The 20,251-nt window shown below is 71.6% G+C and carries 17 protein-coding genes and 3 pseudogenes; 11 read left to right on the top strand and 9 right to left on the bottom strand.

What is annotated here, in order from left to right:
- Positions 1 to 79, top strand: a pseudogene (locus ABZ386_RS36065) (TetR/AcrR family transcriptional regulator); the annotation flags it as partial.
- Between the two features lie 15 nt (positions 80 to 94).
- Here the strand turns inward: ABZ386_RS36065 and ABZ386_RS36060 are convergent.
- The 4 genes and pseudogenes from ABZ386_RS36060 to ABZ386_RS36045 all read right to left on the bottom strand — a co-directional run.
- Positions 95 to 814: pseudogene (locus tag ABZ386_RS36060) on the bottom strand (Mut7-C RNAse domain-containing protein); the annotation flags it as partial.
- 33 nt (positions 815 to 847) lie between these two features.
- Positions 848 to 1,474, bottom strand: a complete 627-nt coding sequence (locus ABZ386_RS36055) for a TetR family transcriptional regulator (RefSeq protein ID WP_351347096.1) — start codon at positions 1,472 to 1,474, stop codon at positions 848 to 850.
- Between the two features lie 5 nt (positions 1,475 to 1,479).
- Positions 1,480 to 3,042, bottom strand: a complete 1,563-nt coding sequence (locus tag ABZ386_RS36050) for an MFS transporter (RefSeq protein WP_356618425.1) — start codon at positions 3,040 to 3,042, stop codon at positions 1,480 to 1,482.
- Positions 3,043 to 3,152: 110 nt separating this feature from the next.
- Entirely contained in the window at positions 3,153 to 3,866 is a 714-nt protein-coding gene (locus tag ABZ386_RS36045) for a hemolysin III family protein (protein WP_356618423.1), read from the bottom strand.
- Between the two features lie 326 nt (positions 3,867 to 4,192).
- Here ABZ386_RS36045 and ABZ386_RS36040 point away from each other — a divergent pair, with 326 nt between their 5' ends.
- From ABZ386_RS36040 to ABZ386_RS36030, 3 genes are all read left to right on the top strand, one after another.
- Positions 4,193 to 6,022 carry a phosphoenolpyruvate carboxykinase (GTP) gene (locus ABZ386_RS36040; RefSeq protein ID WP_351347090.1) on the top strand — a complete coding sequence of 610 codons (1,830 nt, stop codon included), beginning with the start codon at positions 4,193 to 4,195 and terminating at the stop codon, positions 6,020 to 6,022.
- A gap of 358 nt (positions 6,023 to 6,380) precedes the next feature.
- The gene (locus ABZ386_RS36035; RefSeq protein ID WP_356618421.1) at positions 6,381 to 7,433 is read left to right on the top strand and encodes an LLM class flavin-dependent oxidoreductase; all 1,053 of its coding nucleotides are present in this window, start codon (positions 6,381 to 6,383) and stop codon (positions 7,431 to 7,433) included.
- Between the two features lie 57 nt (positions 7,434 to 7,490).
- A complete protein-coding gene (locus ABZ386_RS36030) occupies positions 7,491 to 8,273 on the top strand; it encodes a DUF899 family protein (RefSeq protein WP_358967805.1) in 783 nt (260 codons plus the stop codon).
- 126 nt (positions 8,274 to 8,399) lie between these two features.
- Here ABZ386_RS36030 and ABZ386_RS36025 read toward each other — a convergent pair whose 3' ends face one another.
- Positions 8,400 to 8,816: a hypothetical protein gene (locus ABZ386_RS36025; RefSeq protein WP_351347084.1), complete on the bottom strand. Its 417-nt coding sequence runs from the start codon at positions 8,814 to 8,816 to the stop codon at positions 8,400 to 8,402.
- 112 nt (positions 8,817 to 8,928) lie between these two features.
- A complete protein-coding gene (locus ABZ386_RS36020) occupies positions 8,929 to 10,140 on the bottom strand; it encodes a pyridoxal phosphate-dependent aminotransferase (RefSeq protein WP_358967802.1) in 1,212 nt (403 codons plus the stop codon).
- A gap of 126 nt (positions 10,141 to 10,266) precedes the next feature.
- Here ABZ386_RS36020 and ABZ386_RS36015 point away from each other — a divergent pair, with 126 nt between their 5' ends.
- Together ABZ386_RS36015 and ABZ386_RS36010 are read left to right on the top strand one after the other, a co-directional pair.
- Positions 10,267 to 10,953 carry a hypothetical protein gene (locus ABZ386_RS36015; RefSeq protein WP_358967799.1) on the top strand — a complete coding sequence of 229 codons (687 nt, stop codon included), beginning with the start codon at positions 10,267 to 10,269 and terminating at the stop codon, positions 10,951 to 10,953.
- 162 nt (positions 10,954 to 11,115) lie between these two features.
- The gene (locus ABZ386_RS36010) at positions 11,116 to 12,039 is read left to right on the top strand and encodes a serine protease (protein ID WP_358967796.1); all 924 of its coding nucleotides are present in this window, start codon (positions 11,116 to 11,118) and stop codon (positions 12,037 to 12,039) included.
- Positions 12,040 to 12,060: 21 nt separating this feature from the next.
- Here the strand turns inward: ABZ386_RS36010 and ABZ386_RS36005 are convergent, their stop codons facing one another.
- A complete protein-coding gene (locus ABZ386_RS36005; protein ID WP_356618274.1) occupies positions 12,061 to 13,674 on the bottom strand; it encodes a D-aminoacylase in 1,614 nt (537 codons plus the stop codon).
- Between the two features lie 13 nt (positions 13,675 to 13,687).
- Positions 13,688 to 14,965 (bottom strand): amino acid deaminase, encoded by a 1,278-nt coding sequence (locus tag ABZ386_RS36000; RefSeq protein ID WP_356671069.1) that lies wholly within the window; start codon positions 14,963 to 14,965, stop codon positions 13,688 to 13,690.
- Positions 14,966 to 15,111: 146 nt separating this feature from the next.
- On the opposite strand from ABZ386_RS36000, the gene ABZ386_RS35995 reads away from it, so the two are divergent.
- The 5 genes and pseudogenes from ABZ386_RS35995 to ABZ386_RS35975 all read left to right on the top strand — a co-directional run bounded on the left by ABZ386_RS35995 (position 15,112) and on the right by ABZ386_RS35975 (position 18,702).
- Positions 15,112 to 16,146 carry a sugar kinase gene (locus ABZ386_RS35995; RefSeq protein ID WP_358967791.1) on the top strand — a complete coding sequence of 345 codons (1,035 nt, stop codon included), beginning with the start codon at positions 15,112 to 15,114 and terminating at the stop codon, positions 16,144 to 16,146.
- Positions 16,143 to 16,904, top strand: a complete 762-nt coding sequence (locus ABZ386_RS35990) for an IclR family transcriptional regulator (protein WP_351345529.1) — start codon at positions 16,143 to 16,145, stop codon at positions 16,902 to 16,904. Before ABZ386_RS35995 ends, ABZ386_RS35990 begins: the two co-directional genes overlap by 4 nt.
- On the top strand, positions 16,901 to 17,311 hold the full coding sequence (locus ABZ386_RS35985; RefSeq protein WP_351345526.1) for a RidA family protein: 411 nt from the start codon (positions 16,901 to 16,903) through the stop codon (positions 17,309 to 17,311). Before ABZ386_RS35990 ends, ABZ386_RS35985 begins: the two co-directional genes overlap by 4 nt.
- A 226-nt stretch (positions 17,312 to 17,537) precedes the next feature.
- Positions 17,538 to 18,076: pseudogene (locus tag ABZ386_RS35980) on the top strand (GntP family permease); the annotation flags it as partial.
- Positions 18,077 to 18,159: 83 nt separating this feature from the next.
- Positions 18,160 to 18,702, top strand: coding sequence for a hypothetical protein (locus ABZ386_RS35975; protein WP_356618276.1), 543 nt, complete (start codon positions 18,160 to 18,162; stop codon positions 18,700 to 18,702).
- On the opposite strand, the gene ABZ386_RS35970 is transcribed toward ABZ386_RS35975, so the two are convergent.
- A complete protein-coding gene (locus ABZ386_RS35970) occupies positions 18,699 to 20,051 on the bottom strand; it encodes a M14 family metallopeptidase (RefSeq protein WP_355724760.1) in 1,353 nt (450 codons plus the stop codon). The two genes, ABZ386_RS35975 and ABZ386_RS35970, sit on opposite strands and share 4 nt — an antisense overlap.
- Between the last annotated feature and the right edge of the window lie 200 nt (positions 20,052 to 20,251).

The raw sequence follows: 20,251 nt of genomic DNA, 5'->3' as shown, positions 1-20,251 counted from the left end.
CACCCCCGTACAGCGCAAGGCGCCCCGGCCGCGCGCCGACGCCCTGCGCAACCGGGAGCGGATCGTCACCGCCGCCCGGGCCGCCGGCAGCGCTCCGAGCGAACGAGATCGCCTGTTCCACGATCGCCTCCAGCTGCTCGTGGTGCGCGCCCTTCCAGTACGCCCGTCCGCATGCCGTGCACTGCGCGAACACGTCGTACGTGGCGTGCGTGCCGTGTTTGAGCTGATCGGCGACCTCGTCCTTGGTCGCCTCGCGCAGCAGGCCGTTGCAGGCGGTGCAGCGCGTCCAGGGCAGCAGCTCGGGTCGGAAGCGGTCCAGCACGTCGCGGAGCTGCTCCTCGGGGCGGGTGCTGTAGACGAACGCCCCCGCCCACAGCTCCCGGCGCCGCAGCAGACCCCGGTCGCGGCTCAGCATGACCCGCTGCTCGGCCGCCGAACGCGCCGCGAGGGCCGGGTCGCCGATGTCGGTCGACTCGTACGCCGTGTCCACGCCGAGCAGGCGCAGCCGGCGGGCGAGCGTGCCGAGGTGGACGTCGAGGAGGAAGCGGAGGGGAGCGCCGGGCACCTGCTGCGGGCGGGTGACGGTCCGTACCGTCACCGCCTCCCCGGCCGCCGGGACGTGCGAGACCGGTACCGCGCGGCCGTCCACGAGCAGCGTGCCCACCTCGGTCAGCGGCACGCCGAGGGACTCGATGACATGGCCGAGGCTGGAGACGCCGTCGGTGGCGGCCCGCACGGTGCCGTTCCTGCGGGCCGGGGGGACGAAGACGTGCAGCTCGGGCGCGAAGTCGACGTGGATCTCGGGACCGTTCACCCGGTCAGGATGCCACGGGGAGGGGCGCCGGCCTCAGCGTTTTCCGGTGGGCAGGCCGTGCTCCAGGACGTCCAGGGCGCGGTCGACGAGGTCCCTGATGTCGTCGCGGTGGCCGGTCTCGGCCCAGTAGTGGGAGACCTCCATCAGCCCGCCCAGCACGGACATGGCGAAGACCCGCAGCTCCAGGCTGTCGGGGTCCAGCCCGGAGCGCTCGGCGAGGGCCTCGCGGAGCAGCCGGCCGGTGGCCGCGGTGCTCTCGATCATGCGCGCGCGGACCGCGGGGACCTCGACCCCGAGCCGCGTCCGCAGCCGCGTCACCTCGGGTTCCTCGGCGAGGCTCAGGTCGAGGGCCGTGCGCATCACGTGCCGCAGGGTGTCGGCCCACGACTCGGCCGGCGGCCGGGTCCGCAGCTCCTCCATCATCACCGGGTCCCATTCGTCGGTGACGACGATGTCCTCCTTGGTCGGGAAGTACCGGAAGACGGTCGACGGCGACACCTCGGCGCGGTCGGCGATCTGCTCGATCGTCGTGGCGTCGTAGCCCTGCTCCTCGATCAGCGCGTACGTCGCGCTGCGGATCGCCTGGCGGGTCTTGATCTTCTTCCGCTCCCGGAGTCCCAGCTGGGGTCGGTCGGCGGGGGTGGTGCGTGCGGCCGTCATGAAGGTCATTGTCTGGCATCGGCCTCGGGCCCGGCCATGGCCGGGGTGCCGCCCTCGCCGTCCTCGCCGTCCGGGGCGGTCCGGGTGCGGGGCAGGAACGCCCCGGTGAGCAGCGCGGCGACCAGGGCCGCGGCACCGCACACCAGCAGGACGACGCCCATGCCGTGGACGTAGGCGCTGTTCGCGGAGGCGGCCAGGCCGGGCGCGCCGGTGCGCTCGGCGACGAGGTGCGCGGCCACCACGGACTCCCCGGCGGTGTCGGCGGCCCGGGCGGGCAGTCCGGTGACGTCGAGCCGGTCCCGGTAGGCGCCCGCGAGCAGGCTGCCCAGCAGGGCGATGCCGATGGCGCTGCCGACCTGGCGCAGGGTCATCAGCAGCCCCGATCCGCTGCCGGCCCGGTCGGCCGGAAGCGCGGCCAGCGCCCCGTCCATCGCCGGGACCACCGCGAAGCCGAAGCCGACGCCGGTGACGGCCAGCCACAGCGCGGTGAAGCCGTAGGCGGAATCCGCCTCCGTACGGCTGCCGAGGAACGCGGCGAACGCCAGCACCACCAGGCCGCAGCTGACGACCGCGCGGGGGCCGAACCGGGCGACGACCGGCTGGGCGGCGCGTGCGGAGACCATCAGGCCGCCCATCATCGGCAGCAGCCGCAGCCCGGTGCCGAGGGCGTCGTGGCCGAGCACGGCCTGGAGGTAGGGCGGCAGCAGGAACAGCAGGCCCGCCAGGACGAAGGTGACCAGCGTCGCCGTGAGGGTGTTCACGAGGAACCCGCGGTGGCGGAGCAGCTCCATGTCGATCATGGGCCGTACCGCCCGCCGCTCGCGCAGCACCAGCCCGGCGAGCAGGACGACGGCTGCGGCGAGGAACCCGGCGACCAGGGGGTCGCCCCAGCCGCGCGTGGGCGCCTCGATGATGGCGTAGACGAGGGCGCCGAGACCGGCGGCGGTGAGTGCCGTGGCGAGGGCGTCCACCGTGGGGGAGGAGGGGTCGCGCGTCTCGGGGAGCAGGAAGAGGCAGGCCATGACGCCGATGCCGACCATGGGCACGTTGATCAGGAAGACCGAGCCCCACCAGAAGTGGTCGAGCAGCCAGCCGCCGAGGATCGGGCCGAGCGGCATGCCGAGCGCGGAGGCGGCCGACATGACGCCGATGGCCTTGGAGCGCTCGTCCGGCCCGAACAGCGACGGCAGCACGGACAGCGCGAGCGGCATGACCAGCGCGCCGCCGACGCCCATCACGGCCCGGGCGGCGACGACCCAGCCCACGTCCGGGGCCAGGGCGCCCACGACCGAGCCGGCGAGGAAGATCCCCAGCCCGGTGACGAGCATCAGCCGCCGCCCGAACCGGTCGCCGAGCAGCCCGGCGGGGAGCATCAGCGCGGCGAAGACGACGACGTAGGCGTCCGCCATCCACTGCTGCTCGCCGGTGCTCGCGCCGAGGTCCTGGGCCATCGTCGGCAGCGCGACGTTGAGGATCGTCATGTCGAAGCCGAGCGTGAGCATGCTCGCGACCAGGGCCGTCAGGGCCCACCAGCGGCGAGGATCGGGCGCGGAAGTGGTAGCAACCATGAAATGACAGTAGCTCTCAAAAGAGGCACTCTGTCAATCAGTAGAGCCTTTCGAGACAGCAAAAAGGGCCACGGCTGGAAGCCGTGGCCCTGAAGGCCTTCAGTGGAAGATCATCCGTGCTGGTACGCCACCAGCGAGATCCCCACGTAGTGCGCGATGAAGGCCGCCAGCGTCAAGGAGTGGAACACCTCGTGGAAGCCGAACCAGCGCGGTGACGGGTTCGGCCGCTTGATCCCGTAGACGACACCGCCCACGCTGTAGAGCACGCCGCCGACGATGACCAGGACGAGGACCGCGATCCCGCCGGTCCGCATGAAGTCCGGCAGGTAGAAGACGGCCGCCCAGCCCATCGCGATGTAGCACGGTGTGTACAGCCAGCGCGGGGCGCCGACCCAGAAGACGCGGAAGGCGATCCCGGCGGCGGCCGCCGCCCAGATGCCCCACAGCAGCCACCGCCCCTTGGCCTCCGGCAGGAGCAGCATCGTCAGTGGTGTGTACGTGCCCGCGATGATCAGGAAGATGTTGGAGTGGTCCAACCGGCGCAGGACGCCGTCCATGCGGGGGCTCCAGTTGCCCCGGTGGTACAGCGCGCTCACGCCGAACAGCAGGCAGGCGGTCAGTGCGAAGATGCCGCACGCGATGCGTCCTCTGGTCGAGTCGGCGAGGGCGGTCAGGACCAGGCCCGCGACGAGGACGGCCGGAAACATGCCGAGGTGCAGCCAGCCGCGCAGCTTGGGCTTCACCGGGTGCGGCAAGGAGAGCGCCTGCGGACCGCGGCCGTCGGCCGGCGTGTCCGTGGGCGCGTCGGGGGCGAACGCAGTCATGACGGAATGGTAGCTACGGAACCGTAAGTGACGTATCAGTCCGCCGGATTGGCCGATGAAGAGTGGCCATCCTCTCACCGTGACCCAACGATGGTTACGCAAACGGACGGTCCGGTGAACGCAACGTGCATGTAAAGCGGCGCGAGAAACCGTGGCGATCCTCACGTTGCTCACCTGTGCGCTCCTCTGGACAGATGGGCGCGCGCATCGGATGATCAAATGAGTGCGGTCGGCACCGGATGAGCGCCAAGATCCACCCTGAAGCATCCGGGTCGCAGCCCCCACGGGGCCTCCACATCACAAAAAACCCTCATTTAGGAGCAATCGTGGCGCGCGACATCGCGGCTCCCACCGTCCCCACCACCCATCAGGGGCTGATCTCGTGGGTCAACGAGATCGCAGAACTGACGCAGCCGGACAACGTGGTCTGGTGTGACGGATCCGAGGCCGAGTACGAGCGACTGTGCGAGGAGCTCGTCCAGAAGGGCACCTTCCGGAAACTCGACCCGATCAAGCGCCCCCACTCCTACTACGCGGCCTCCGACCCCACCGACGTCGCCCGCGTGGAGGACCGGACGTTCATCTGCTCCGAGAAGGAGGAGGACGCGGGCCCCACGAACCACTGGAAGGCCCCCGCCGAGATGCGGGAGATCTTCCAGGGCTCCGGGGGGCAGGGAGGCCTGTTCCGCGGCTCGATGCGCGGCCGCACCATGTACGTCGTGCCGTTCTGCATGGGCCCGCTCGGCTCGCCGCTGTCCGCGCTCGGCGTGGAGATCACCGACTCGGCGTACGTCGCCGTCTCCATGCGCACGATGACCCGCATGGGCCAGGCCGTCCTCGACGAGCTGGGCTCCGACGGCTTCTTCGTCAAGGCCGTGCACACCCTGGGCGCCCCGCTGGAGCCCGGCCAGGAGGACGTCCCCTGGCCCTGCAACCAGACGAAGTACATCTCCCACTTCCCGGAGAGCCGCGAGATCTGGTCCTACGGCTCCGGCTACGGCGGCAACGCCCTGCTCGGCAAGAAGTGCTACGCCCTGCGCATCGCCTCCGTCATGGCCCGGGACGAGGGCTGGCTGGCCGAGCACATGCTCGTGCTGAAGCTCACCCCGCCGCGCGGCGAGGCCAAGTACGTCGCCGCGGCCTTCCCGAGCGCCTGCGGCAAGACCAACCTCGCCATGCTGGAGCCGACCATCCCCGGCTGGACGGTCGAGACCATCGGCGACGACATCGCCTGGATGCGCTTCGGCGAGGACGGCCGCCTCTACGCCATCAACCCCGAGGCGGGCTTCTTCGGCGTCGCCCCCGGCACCGGCGAGCACACCAACGCCAACGCGATGAAGACGCTGTGGGGCAACTCCGTCTTCACGAACGTGGCGCTGACGGACGACGGCGACGTCTGGTGGGAGGGCATGACCGAGGAGCCCCCGGCCCACCTCACGGACTGGAAGGGCAACGACTGGACGCCTCAGTCGGAGACCCCGGCCGCCCACCCCAACGCCCGCTTCACCGTCCCGGCCTCGCAGTGCCCGATCATCGCGCCCGAGTGGGAGGACCCCAAGGGCGTGCCGATCTCGGCGATCCTCTTCGGCGGCCGCCGCGCCACCGCCGTCCCGCTGGTGACGGAGTCCTTCGACTGGAACCACGGCGTCTTCCTCGGCGCCAACGTGGCCTCCGAGAAGACCGCCGCCGCCGAGGGCAAGGTCGGCGAGCTGCGCCGCGACCCCTTCGCGATGCTGCCGTTCTGCGGCTACAACATGGGCGACTACATGGCCCACTGGATCGACGTGGCCAAGGACAAGGACCAGTCCAAGCTGCCGAAGATCTACTACGTCAACTGGTTCCGCAAGGACGACGAGGGCAAGTTCGTCTGGCCCGGCTTCGGCGAGAACTCCCGCGTCCTGAAGTGGATCGTGGAGCGCCTGGACGGCAGGGCCGAGGGTGTCGAGACCCCCATCGGCATCCTGCCGACGAAGGACGCCCTCGACACGAACGGCCTGGAACTGGCCGACTCCGACCTGGAGTTCCTCCTCACGGTCGACAAGGAGGTCTGGCGCGAGGAGGCCGCCCTGGTCCCCGACCACCTCAACACCTTCGGCGACCACACGCCGAAGGAGCTGTGGGACGAGTACCGCGCCCTGGTCGAGCGCCTGGGCTGAGCCCCACCCCCCGAACTCCGCGGCCGGCTGGAACCGACAGTGCCCTGACCAGCAACATCGTCACGGCCGGCCGCGGGACGGACAGGCGGGACCCGCACAACGGCGTGCGGGGCTCCGAGCCCGTCGCCGTCCGCCGTCCGCCTCGACGGCACCCGGCGGCGACAGGCTCACACCCGCCCGCTTCGGCACGGCCCGCCCAGCGGGCTCACGAACGTGCCGATGGATGACCGAGCGCTCCGGCCGACGGCCCACGTCGACCGGGGCGCTCGGGCGCTCCCGGGGAGCCGGCTCCGGCGTCGGTGAACGCCGGTTCCGGACCGGAGCAAGCTCGATCCGATCCTCGTGCTTTGGAGGCTTGATGCGTGCAGGCGTCGTGGTCGCAGCGCACCCCGGTGTGGAGGATCTCGCCGTGCGAGCCGAGGAGTCGGGCTTGCGCAGCTTCTGGGTCTACGACACCCCGATGGTCCACGGTGACCCCTTCGTCGCCCTGAGCCTGTGCGCGAAGGCCACCCGTCGCATCAAGCTCGGGATCGGCGTGACCTCACCGGCCCTGCGCTCGGCCCCGGCCGCGGCGAGCGGGTTCGCCAGCCTCAACGCCCTGGCACCGGGCCGGATCATCTGCGGGGTCGGCACCGGGAACACCGCCCGCCGCACCCTGGGCATGCAGCCGGCCACGGCAGCCGCCCTGGAGGACTTCACCGCGGCACTGCAGGATCTGTGTGCCGGACGCCCGACCGAGTACCGCGAAGGAGACCGGGTCCGCGGCATCCGGTTCCTGCACGCCGGGGCGCACGTGAACACCACCGATCCGATCGAGTTCGTCGTGGCCGCGCTCGGGTCCAAGGCCGCCGCCGTGGCCGGCCGCCGCGGCACCGGCCTCATCTCCTTCGGCCTGCTCGACCCCACCGCCTGGCACGCGCTGCACGACGCCCGCCGCCAGGCAGCCCACGGTACGGTCCCCGACCCCGGCTCCTCCGCGGCCTCCTACGTGGTCACCGCGCTCCACCTGCTGCGCGACGACGAGGACGCCGACAGTGACGCGGCCCGGGACGCGACAGGTCACCTCGTCCTGTCGCTGCTGGACTTCGCCGCCGACACCCCCGCCGTCGCCGGGCGACTCGGCCCCGACGAACGGGAGGCGGTGCGACGACTCCTCGACCGGCGGGGCACCACCGCCACCGCGCCGGACCGGTACACCAAGCTCTACCCCGACTACCTCGGACGCATCGCACCGCAGGACCGGGACCTGGTCCTGCCCTCGCTGATGAACGGCCTGGCCCTCGTCGGCACCCGCGACGACCTCCGCACCCGCATCACCGCCCTGGAACAGGCGGGCGTCGACGAGCTCCTCATCCAGCCGGTGATCGACCCGCCCACCGAGATGGCCCGACTCGCCGAACTCGTCAGCTGAGCCGCCCGCCACGGACTCCACCGATGATTTCTCGCGAGACGCGGGGTCAGTACGGCCATGACTGATGTGAACAGGCCGCCGGTCGTCTCCCGCCGGGAGTGGCTGGCCGCCATCGACACCCTGCGCGTCCGGGAGAAGGCCCACACCCGGGAGGGCGACGCGATCGCCGCCGCCCGGCGACGGCTGCCCATGACCGAGGTGGACCCGTCCGCCCCGCTCGTCGGAGGCGAGGGGCACGTCCCCCTGATCGACGTCTTCGAGGGCCGCACTCAATTGTTCGTGTCGTACCACATGTGGCACGACGGCCACACGGCCGCCGACCAGTGCGAGGGCTGCACCTTCTTCACCGGCCAGGTCCGCGAACTGTCCTACCTGCACCAGCGAGACGTCACCTTCGCCGTCTTCTGCCAGGGCCCCTACGAGGAGTCCGACCGCTACCGCCGCTTCATGGGCTGGGACATGCCCTGGTACTCCGTACCCGCCGAGTCGCACGAACGGCTCGTCGCCGGCCGCCACTTCGGGATGAAGGCGTGCTACCTCCGCGACGGGGACCGCGTCTACGAGACGTACTGGACCACCGGCCGCGGCGTCGAACCCATGGCACCGTCCTACGGCATCCTCGACATGACGGTCTACGGACGGCAGGAGACCTGGGAGAACTCCCCGTCCGGCTGGCCGCAGCCGTACGAGACGCTCGGCCAGCAGTTCCGCAGGGACGGACGGCCGACCGCGCAATGGGCACGGATCGCCGCCGGCCACGACGACGACCTCCACAACGCACAGCCCAGCACGAGCACGGGCACGAGCAGCTCGGACTGCTGCCGGACGCGACAGGCGTGACGGGCTCCGGACGGGGGTACCCGGAGGTCCTCACGAAGGGGTTACACGAAGGGGTCAGTGGCGCCCGGTCCGCGCGTCGCTGCGGGTGCGCGCGGACCGGGGCCGTCAAGGGGAGCCCCTCGGGGCTCAGCGGGACGCGAGGGCGCGCGGCTCCAGGGCCGCCGTGTGGGCGTCCATCCGCTCGGCGGCCAGGATCGCGGCCGCCGTGTCGGCGCGGGAGGCGGCGACGACCAGCGCGCGGCCCGCCAGCGCGTGCGCCCGCCGGTGCAGGGCGACGGCGCTCCGCTCGCGCCGGGCGCCGGAGACCCGGGCCGGGGCGGGTCCACCCCTCAGCCGGCCCACCTGCTCCGCGAGCCGCTCCGCCGCGGTGTCCAGGTCGGCCGAGGCCTCCAGCGCGCGCAGCTCGTCCGTGACGGCGAGCAGGGCGGCCAGGTGGCCCGCGAGCTGGATGTCCAGCTCTTCCTCACGGGAACGGTGGGGGAAGTCCGGGTTGGGGCCGTCCACCGTGCTGTGGACCGACTTGGTGCGGATCGGTTCGTACATGGGAGGGCCTCCTGACTGCTTGCAGGAAGCCATCCTAGCTTAGATTTCGTCTAAAGTTGAGTTATTCACAAACCCGGACTGACCGCATACGTACGGTGAGCGGAAGGTCCGGTCAGTGCTGGCTGTAGCCGTCCAGGAAGTGCCCGATCCGCCCCACCGCGTCGCGCAGGTCGCCGACCGTCGGCAAGGTCACCACGCGGAAGTGGTCCGGCTCCGGCCAGTTGAAGCCCGTGCCCTGGACGACCATGATCTTCTCCCGCCGGAGCAGGTCCAGGACCATCCGCCGGTCGTCCTTGATCTTGAAGACCTTGGGGTCGAGGCGCGGGAAGAGGTACAGCGCCCCCTTCGGCTTCACGCACGTCACGCCCGGGATCTGGGTGAGCAGTTCGTAGGCCACGTCCCGCTGCTCGCGCAGCCGCCCGCCCGGCAGGACCAGGTCGTTGATCGTCTGGCGGCCGCTGAGCGCGGCGACCACCCCGTGCTGTCCCGGCATGTTCGCGCACAGGCGCATGTTCGCCAGGATCGTCAGGCCCTCGATGTAGGAGTCGGCGTGCGCGCGCGGCCCGGAGATCGACATCCAGCCCACCCGGTAGCCGGCCACCCGGTAGGCCTTCGACATGCCGTTGAAGGTGAGGGTGAGCAGGTCGGGGGCGACCTTGGCCGTGGGGGTGTGGGTGGCGTCGTCGTAGAGGATCTTGTCGTAGATCTCGTCCGAGCAGACCAGCAGGTTGTGGCGGCGGGCGATGTCGGTCAGGCCCTTGATCATCGCCTCGTCGTAGACGGTGCCCGTCGGGTTGTTCGGGTTGATGATCACGATCGCCTTGGTGCGGTCGGTGACCTTGCGTTCGACGTCGGCGAGGTCGGGCATCCAGTCGGCCTGCTCGTCGCAGCGGTAGTGGACCGCCGTGCCGCCGGAGAGCGAGACCGCCGCCGTCCACAGCGGGTAGTCGGGCGCGGGCACGAGCACCTCGTCGCCGTCGTCGAGCAGGCCCTGCATCGCCATCACGATCAGCTCGGAGACACCGTTGCCGATGAAGACGTGCTCGACGTCCGTCTCGATGCCGAGGGTCTGGTTGTGCATCACGACCGCGCGGCGCGCCGCCAGCAGGCCCTTCGCGTCCCCGTAGCCGTGGGCCGAGGACACGTTGCGGAGGATGTCCTCCAGGATCTCGGGCGGGCACTCGAAGCCGAACGCCGCCGGGTTGCCGGTGTTCAGCTTGAGGATCCGGTGACCGGCCGCTTCCAGCCGCATCGCCTCCTCGAGCACCGGGCCCCGGATCTCGTAACAGACGTTGGCGAGCTTGGTCGACTGGATCACCTGCATGTCTGGGAGCTTACGGCGCGGTAACGCGCCACGGCCCGTGTTTTCCGCCACGTGAGACGCGGTGATGTGCGGGGAAATGGCCGCATGCTGTCCCACCAGCACCTCCTGTCCCTAGAATGCGCCGCCATGTCCCAGTCATTCGATTACGCCGACGGAGCGACCGGCGGCGAGCCGCAGGGGCCGCCGCCGAACGTGTACCTGCCGCAGGCGGCCCCGCCCCCGGCGTACGACGGGTACGCCGATCCGGCGGCGGCGCACGGATGGCAGGACGAGGGAGCCGCAGGCGGCGTGGGTGCCACGCGCGAGCTGCCGGTGGTGCCGGTGGTGCCGGCGGGTGGCCGGTCCGGGGCGGGGCATCGTGCCCGGCGGCGGAAGAGTCCTTGGCGGACGCGCCGGGTCGCGGTCGCCGCCGGTGCCGTGGGTGCCGTGTCGGCGGCGGCCCTGATCGCCGGGTTCTCCTTCTCGGGGTCGTCCTCCGGCACGCGGGGCGGCGAGGGCGGCCGTACGGGCCCGACGGCGGGGGAGTCGCCGGCCGCGCCCTCCGGCACCGGCCCGGCCTCCACCCCCGGCGCGCCGCTCGCCGGCCGGCCGGCGAGCGGCGCGCCGTCCGCGACCGCGTCCACGTCCGCGAGCCCGTCGGCCACCGCGAGCCGCACCCCGTCCGGCGACGCGACGGACAGCGCGCCGCCCCCGGCCGTCAGCACCCCGGCCGTCACCCCGACGACCTCCGCTCCCGACGCCACCGCGACACCCCCGGGCAGGCCCGAGGGGAAACCGGGCCACGGCCCCGGCGGTACGAAGGGCCCCAAGTAGCCGTCCGGTCGGGGCGGTTGAGTAGGGTCGGACAGGACGCGCTCATTCCGCTTGTGGAACGACTCCTTGCCCCGCCCCCCTTGCGACGATCACAATGCACATGACAATCGTGCAGGCGGCCGGAAGATTTCCGGCCGCCTCCGTCGCAAGAGGGGACCCCCCATGAGAAAACCTCTCGCCGCCGCGTTCTTCGCCCTGGCGATAGCCGGGGCCGGCGCGGCCCCCGCGACCGCTGCCGAGGCCGCCCCCACGGGCGTCGGCAAGGCCGCGGACACGGGCTCGGCCACGTCCGCCGTCTCCGGCGTGGTCTCGTCCGTGGAGCAGACGCTGGCCGGACTCAACCCGTCGGCCACGGCGGTGAACTTCGCCGGCACGGTCGCGCTCAGCAACTGCTCCGGCTCCGTCGTCCGCATGCCGGACTCCGAGAGCAACGACCCGGCGCTCGTGATGACCAACGGCCACTGCCTGGAGTCCGGCTTCCCCGGGCCCGGCGAGGTCCTCGTCGACAAGGCGTCCAGCCGCACCTTCAGCCTGCTCAACGCCTCCGGCTCGCGCGTCGCCACCCTGCGCGCCGCCAAGCTCGCCTACGGCACGATGACCGACACGGACGTCGCGCTGTACCAGCTCACCACCACGTACGCGCAGATCAAGAGCTCGTACAACATCAACCCGCTGACGCTGAGCGACAGTCACCCGGTCGCCGGCACCGCCATCAGCATCCCCTCGGGCTACTGGAAGCGGATCTACAGCTGCTCCGTCGACGGGTTCGTGCCCACCCTGAAGGAGGGCGACTGGACCTGGAAGGACTCGGTCCGCTACACCTCCGCCTGCAACACCATCGGCGGCACGTCCGGCTCGCCCGTCGTCGACCAGGCCACCAACAAGGTCGTCGCCGTCAACAACACCGGCAACGAGGACGGCGAGCGCTGCACGGTGAACAACCCCTGTGAGGTCGACGCGAACGGCACCGTGACCGTCCGCAAGGGCATCAACTACGCCCAGCAGACCTACGGGATCCCGGCCTGCTTCGGCATCGACAACAAGCTCGACCTGAGCGCGAGCGGCTGCACCCTGCCCAAGCCGTAAGGCAAGGTGCAGGCCGGGCGGTCACGCGGGAGGAGTCCCGCGGACCGCCCGGCCCGCCAGGACGTCCGTGCGCCGCCCGTCCTCGATCACGAACCGGCCGTCGACCAGGACGTACGGGATGCCCGTCGGAAGCCTGCGGGGTGCCGCGAAGGTGGCACCCGCCGCGACCGTCGCCGGGTCGAAGAGGACCAGGTCGGCGACGTATCCCTCGCGGACCAGCCCCCGGTCGGGCAGGCGGAGCCGCGCCGCCGGGCGCGAGGTGAGGTGCGCGACGCACTCCTCCAGCGACAGCACCCCCAACTCCCTGACGTAGTGCCCGAGGTAGTGCGGGAACGTGCCGTACGCGCGCGGATGCGGTTTGGCGCCCTGGAGGATGCCGTCCGAGCCGCCCGTGTGCACCCGGTGGCGCATGATCTCCCGGACGTTCTCCTCGTGGCCCACGTGCTGGAGGATCGTCGGGGCCAGCCGGTCGGCCAGCAGCAGTCCGCGCGCGGTCACCCAGGGGTCCTCGCGCCGGAGGGCCGCCGACTCCTGGATCGTCCGGCCGACGTGATCGGCCAGGGCCGGATCGTTCACTCCCGAGATCTCGATCGTGCCCCACTCGATGGGCACGCCGTGGCAGCCGTCCGACCCGGTGACCTCCAGGTCGTGGCGGATCCGCTCCGCCGTGCCGGGGTCCGCCAGCCGCCTGAGGGTCTCCTCCGGGCCGCCCTCGCTCGCCCAGCTCGGCAGCATGGCCGCGAGGGTCGTGCAGCCGGGCGTGTACGGGTACGTGTCGAGGCTGATGTCCGCCCCGGCGGCCAGGGCCTCGTCCAGCAGGGCCAGCAGCTCGGGCGCCCGGCCCTTGTTCACACCGAAGTTCATCGTGGCGTGGGCGAGATGGAGCGAGCAGCCCGCCTCCCGGGCCAGCGCGACCATCTCCCGGTACGCCTCCAGGGCGCCGGCGCCGTAGGAGCGGTGGTGCGGGCAGTAGTAGCCGCCGTACGACGCCACCACCTTGCACAGCTCGGTCAGTTCGGCGTCCCGCGCGTACATGCCGGGCGTGTACGTCAGCCCCGACGACATGCCGACGGCGCCCTGCTCCATGCCCTCGGCGACCAGCCGCCGCATCCGGTCCAGCTCCCGCGCGGTGGCCGGGCGGTCCTCCCAGCCGACGGCGAGCGCCCGGACCGTGCCCTGCGGGATCAGGTAGGCCGCGTTGACGGCGATCCCCCGGTCCAGCCGGTCCAGGTACTCGCCGACCGTGCGCCAGTCGAAGTCGATGTCGTCACCGGGCCCGTTCCACCCGGCGATCGCGCGGCGCACCTCGCCGAGCGTGCGGTCGTCGACGGGCGCGTACGACAGCCCGTCCTGGCCGATGACCTCCAGCGTCACGCCCTGGGCGGCCTTGGCGCTGTGGTCGGGGTCGCGCAGCAGGGCCAGGTCGCTGTGGGCGTGCATGTCGACGAAGCCGGGGGAGAGGACCAGCCCTTCGGCGTCCAGCTCCCGGCGCGCCTTGGGCCGCTGGCAGCCGGCCGCCGCGGCCTCCTTGACGATCCCGGTGATCCGGCCGCCGTCGACGACGACATCGGCCCGGTAGGCGTCCGCGCCGGAGCCGTCGACGACGTCGGCGTCCCGGATGACGAGCTCTTCCATCGCTCCCGGCCTCCTAGAAGAACGTACGGACGTAGTCGACGACCGTGCCGTCCGCCTCCGCCACCGGGATCAGCTGCCACTTGTCGAACGAGGTGCACGGGTGGGACAGCCCCAGGCCGACCCAGTCCCCGACCTCCACATCCGCCTCCGGTGTGGTGCTCAGCCAGGCATGCTGGTCGGACAGGGCCGTCACCGACACGCCGGTCGCCGGGCGCTCGGCGCCGTCCCGGCGGATCACCTGCGCGAAGGGCAGGCCGAGGTCGTAGGCCGCGTCCCGCTTGCCCGCGTTGACGAAGGCCTGCTCGGCGGAGGGGCGTGACACCACCTGGGTCCACAGGCGGAACGCGGGCTCCAGGGCGCCCTCCTCGGGCACCCGGTTGAACGGGGTCAGCTTGCGGTAGTGGCCGTCGTCGTGCGACACGTAGGCGCCCGAGCGGAGCAACTTCAGCACCGGGCGGGACAGTTCGGGCATCTCCGCGAAGACCTCGGCGACCGCGTCGAACCAGGCGCTGCCGCCCGCGCTGACGACGATCTCGTCCACGCCGGTGAAGCGCCCCGCCTTGTCGAAGTCGGCGGCGAGCGCGACCAGCCGCCGCAGCCACGCCGTCACCCGCTCCGGGTCGGCCTTCGGCACCTCTCCTTCGTAGCCCGCGACGCCGACCAGCCGCAGCGTCCCCGTCGCGGCCACGGCGTCCGCGACCGCCGCGCACTCCGCCTCCGTACGGACCCCGGTCCGGGCGCCCTCCCCGGCGGCGAGTTCCACCACGACGTCCACCGGGCGGGCGGCGCCGCGCAGGGCCGCGTCCATCAGCTCGACCCCGCGCACCGAGTCGACGTACGCGACGAGGGTGAAGTCCGGGTCGGCGTCCAGCTCGGCGGAGATCCAGCGCAGGGCGGCCGCGTCGACCAGTTCGTTCGCGAGGAACACGCGCCGGGTGCCGAAGGCCCGCGCCACCCGCACCTGGTGCGGCACCGCCAGCGTGATGCCCCACGCCCCGTGCTCGATCTGCCGCCGGAACAGCTGCGGGGCCATGGAGGTCTTGCCGTGCGGCGCGAACGCCAGGCCGTGCCGGGCCGCGTACGTCTCCATCAGCTTCAGGTTGTGCTCCAGACGCTCGGCGGACAGCGCGAGCACGGGCGTGGCGAAGCCGCCGGTGAAGAGGTTGCGGCGCTGCGCGGCCAGCTCGCCGACCGTCAGGCCGTCGGCGTCCGGGGGGAGGCCCTTGAAGCGGTGGTCGACGCGCTCGGCGGCGAGCCGGGCGAAGGACTCGGCGGCGGTGTCGGCTGGCATGACCCCTCCTGATCTGCGATGTTGCATAGATTGCAACCTTCATTGCGCATGTCGCTGAACGCTGTCTAACATCTCGGCCACCGCCGGTCAACGAACCGTTCAAGGGAACTACCACCCACCGAAGCCACCGAGGAGCTACGAGCATCGTGACCCCCACCGGACCCCGCAACGCCCCCGGCGTCGTCGACGTCGTCGCGCTCGGCGAGTCCATGGTCACGTTCCGGCCCTCCCGGCCGGGCCGGCTCGCCGACGTCCCCTCCTTCGAGCGGGGCATCGGCGGGGCGGAGTCCAACGTGGCGTGCGTGCTGGCGGCGGCGGGGCACTCCGCGCGGTGGGTCAGCAGGGTCGGGGACGACCCCTTCGGCGACCATCTGATGGAGGCGATCGGCGGGTACGGCGTCGACGTGGCACACGTGCGCCGCGACCCCGACCGCCCGACGGGCATCTACTTCCGCACCGCCGGGGACCGGGCCGGCGAGGCGCACGAGGTGGCGTACTACCGGGCCGGCTCCGCGGCGTCCGCGATGAGCGTGACGGACCCCGGCCCGGCCGCTCTGCACGCCGGACGCGTACTGCACCTGTCCGGGATCACGGCCGCGCTGTCCGGCAGCTGCCTGGACCTGATGCGCGAGCTGACCGCACGCCGCCCCGGCCGGCCCCTGGTCTCCTTCGACGTCAACCACCGGCCGGGCCTGTGGCGCGACACGGACGCACCCCGGGTGCTGCGCGACCTCGCCCGGGGCGCGGACCTCGTGTTCGTGGGCCAGGACGAGGCCTGGGGGCTGCACAGCGCCGAAGCCGTCCGCGCCGCCCTCCCCGAACCCGAGGTGCTGGTCGTCAAGCAGGGCTCCGCCGGAGCCACCGTCTTCGAGAAGCGGGACGTCACCTCTGTCCCCGCACCGCAGGTCGAGGTCGTCGCCGCCGTCGGCGCCGGAGACGCCTTCGCCGCCGGGTTCCTCTCCGCCACCCTGCGCGGGCTGCCCGTCCGGGACCGGCTGCGGCACGGGCACCTCATGGCCGCCGCCGCCCTCACCGCGCCCGGCGACCTCGCCACCCCGCCCGCCCGGGAGCACGCCGACCGGCTCGCCGCCCTGGACGACACGGCATGGGGGAGACTGCGACTCGGCCCCGGCTGGACCGAGGACCCCCAGCGGGCCGCCGAGGAGGTACGTACGCCATGAGCCAGACCGTCGACCGCGCGCTCAGCATCCTGCCGCTGCTCGCCGAGGGCCCCGCCGACCTGGGGCAGGTCGCCGACCGCCTCGGCGTGCACAAGTCCACGGCCCTGCGCCTGCTGCGCACCCTGCACGAGCACGGCCTCGTCTACCGCCAGTCCGACCAGCGCTACCGCCTCGGCGCCCGGCTCTTCGCGCTCGCCCAGGAGGCGATGGAGAACCTCGACGTGCGCGAGATCGCCCATCCCCACCTGGTCCGCCTCAACGAGAGCTGCGGGCACACCGTGCACCTGGCCGTGTACGAGGAGAACGAGGTCCTCTACATCGACAAGGTCGACAGCCGCTACCCGGTGCGGATGTACTCGCGCATCGGCAAGCCCGTCGCCATCACCGTCGCCGCGGTCGCGAAGCTGCTCCTCGCCGACCTGCCCGAGCACGAGCGGCGGGCGGTGGCGGAGAAGCTCGACTACCCCCTGTACACGTCCCGTTCGACCCCCGACGCGAGCGCGTTCCTGCGCGAGCTGGAGAAGGTGCGCGAACAGGGCTGGGCCACCGACCTCGGCGGCCACGAGGAGTCCATCAACTGCGTCGCGGCGCCCATCCGCGGCGCCGACGGCCGGGTCGTCGCCGCGATGTCGGTCTCCGCGCCGAACGTCGTCGTCACCGCCGACGAACTCCTCACCCTCCTGCCGCTGGTGCGCCGTACGGCGGACGCCATCAGCGGGGAGTACTCCGGCAGGACACCAGTGAAAGGCACCGAATGACGGACAAGACCGCACTCACCCCGAAGACCCACACCACCCCGCCGGCCAGGTTCTCCCACGGCGTGAAGAAGGGCAACATCCTCCAGGTCGCCGGCCAGGTCGGCTTCCTGCCCGCCGAGGAGGGCAGGAAGCCCACGCCCGCCGGGCCGACCCTGCGCGAGCAGACCCTCCAGACCCTGGCCAACGTCAAGGCCATCCTCCAGGAGGGCGGCGCCTCCTGGGACGACGTGATGATGATCCGCGTCTACCTCACGGACGTCGACCACTTCGCCGAGTTCAACGAGATCTACGACGCGTACTTCGAGGAGCAGGGCCTGACCCAGCCGCCCGCCGCGCGCACGACCGTCTACGTCGGCCTCCCCGCGGGCCTCCTCGTCGAGATCGACGCGCTGGCCGTCCTCGGCTGACCCGACCCCACCCCGCCTTCTCCAGGCGCGGCGCCGCTCCATGCGCCGCGCCGCGCTCCCCCCTACCCAGAACCTGTATGCATTTACGCAGAGGACCCCCGAATGTCCCATCCGCTCGCCGCGTCCGCCCCCGCCGGGACACCGCCCCACACGGGAGGCCTGCTCCTCCTCGTCGACGGCACCGCCGGACTCCTGCTCACCGCCGCGCTCGGCATCGCCCTGCTGCTCGGTGATCGAGTTCTTCGGCAACCCGTTCGTGGCGCTGACCATCGCGCTGTTCCTCGCGTACTACCTGCTGGGCATCCGCCGCGGCTGGTCCCGCACGTCCCTGGAGACGGTGTCGACCGCGTCCCTCAAGCCGGTCGGCAACATCCTGCTGGTGGTCGGCGCGGGCGGCGTCTTCGGCGCGGTCCTCAAGGCCGGTGGCGTCGCCCAGGCCCTCTCGGACACGTTCAACGACGTCGGCCTGCCGGTGATCGTGCTCTCCTACCTGATCTCGGTGGTCCTGCGGGTCGCCCAGGGGGAGGGCGACCACTCCCAGGCCTTCGTCGCCCTGGTCATCATGGCCATCTCCGCGGGCTCCATCTTCGCCTCGCACGTCAACGACGGCGCCCGCGCGCGGAGCGCGCTGATGAACGCAGTTGGATGGTCGCGAAGTACTTCGGCATCAGCGAACGGGACACCCTCAAGACGTGGACGGTGCTGGAAAGCGTCCTGTCGGTGGCGGGGTTCGTAGTGGCGGCGGTGCTCAGCCTGTTCCTGTAGGGCGGCCGGTTCTTGTAGGCGTCTGATAACGAAGTCGGGGCCGACTGTGTGCGGCACAGGTTTGTCGACCATACTGCTCCGCTGTGGAGCAGCGCATAGGTTCGAGCAGCCAGCCCCTGGAGGGCGCCGGATTCGACCCGGCCTTCATCCCCGGGCTCACGTCACCCGCGTCCGGCCGGACGGAGGAGGACGGGCCGGAGAAGGAGCCTGAGGTCGCCGAGGCCGAGGAGGCCGCACCCGAGGCGGAGGCGGAGGAGAACGACGCGGCGTCCTCCCCCGAGCCGGAGGAGGACGCCGCGGTCGACGGTCCCGTCTTCGAGGCGTCCGACCGCCGCGCGCGGATCGTCGCCGACCACAGAGGCGTACGGCTCTGCCTGGACGACCAGGAGTGCGAGTTCCGCTGGGACGAGATCGGCGCGGTGGAGACGGAGACGGCCCGCTTCGGCAAGCGCTACACCGTCACCGTCCACACCCCTGACCGGCGCTGGTACCCGATCGAGATCGAGGCGCCGGCCAGGAGCCACTTCAAGGAGTGGGACGAGCAGTTGGACGCCGTACTGGACGCCTACTTCGAGGAAGACGCAGGGGAAGGCGCGGAGGAAGGCGCAGAGGAAGCCGCGGACTAGCCGCAGTACTGCGCTTCCTTGCCGATCGACCGGTACATGCAGTCGGCGTTCTCCAGCAGCTGCAGCACCGCGTCCCGGTTACGGGAGGTCTCCCGCTCGATCACCTCGTCGGGCGGGTAGAACCCACCCCCACCGGACCTCGGATACATCTCGAACGTGTAGCCGAAGATCTTGTGCACGCCCCAGAGGTAGTCGTCGATCGACCCGTCCGTGATGTACAGGTCACTGGACTGCTCCGCCGTGTACCCGTTGCTCGCGGCCATCTTCTGCCCGACCGCCTTGAACGCCGCGTTGTCGTCGGCCGTCATCCCGGTCGTGGTGTCGGAGTACGTGTAGCCGAACGGCCACAGCACCAGCTCGCTGTAGGTGTGGAAGTCGACCCCGGCCCTGATCTGCTGCTTTCCGCCGACGACCCGGCTGCGCACGAAGTCGGCGACGACCTTCACCTCCGGCGCCGACTCCGCCGACGGCCCCCGGTAGGTGTCGGAGGACGTCGACCCCGAGGAGCCGCCGCAGCAGCCCCAGCGGTAGTTCCAGTTGCGGTTCAGGTCCGTGCCGACGTACGACGAACCGGAGTTGGGCTGCCGGTTCTTGCGCCACGAGCGGTAGGAGCCGGTGGCGATGTCGTACTCGCCGCCGTCCGGGTTGATGTCCGGGACGATCCAGATCTCGCGGTTGTTCACCATGTTGGTGACGCGCGAGTCGGAGCCGTAGTCGGAGGTCAGCTCGCGCAGCAGGTAGAGCGCCATCTCGACGGTGAGGTGCTCGCGGGCGTGCTGGTGGTGCGTGAACAGCACCTCCGGCTCGGACTCGTCGCTGCCGACGTTGTCGCTGATCTTGATGGCGACGATGTTCCGGCCCTGGTACGACTTGCCGATCACGCGCTGGCTCGCGATCGACGGGTTGGCCGCGACGACCGAGTTGATCTCGCTCGTCATCTCCGCGTAGTTGTGGTACTTCGAGTCGGCCGACGGGAAGTCGAAGAGCCGGACGTCGTCCTCGCCGGCGGACCGGTCGGGCACCGCGCCGAGCGGGGTGACCTCGTAGCCCTGTGCGCGCAGCTTCCTGATCTGGTCCGCGCGGCCGGAGACGACGACGCCGTGGTCGTGTGCCTCGTCGACGGTCACGCCCGCGCGCTGCAGTGCCGTGCGGTCCTTGGCCGTCGAGTGCAGGTGGATCTCGTACTGCCGGACGTCGTCCGCCGCCGGGGCGGCCTTGGGCGCGCTGTCGGCGGTGGCGTCCGGTGCCGTCGCGGACAGGGGCGCCGCGAGGGCGAGGGCGAGCAGGGCGGCGAGGGCGGCGGTGCGTCTGCCGGTGCGGACACCGGAGCCTCGTATGCGAAGTCGCATGAAATCTCCTTGTGGGAGGTGGGGTTGTTCCGTGCGACGTACGTGGTGCGGGTGGCGCACATCGTTCTGCCAATGGCATGAGCAGGTCAAGACCGAAAGCGGCCGTGCAGTGTACGCGTATGGCGCGGCGGCCGAGAGGGAGCGGCCGAAGTACACCCACGGGTGTGAGCCGAGCGTGCATATATGTACGCAACCGGGAG

The organism is Streptomyces sp. NPDC006140 (assembly GCF_040628815.1).
In the GTDB taxonomy this organism is placed as follows: domain Bacteria; phylum Actinomycetota; class Actinomycetes; order Streptomycetales; family Streptomycetaceae; genus Streptomyces.
This window is presented reverse-complemented; position numbering and strand designations above follow the sequence as displayed.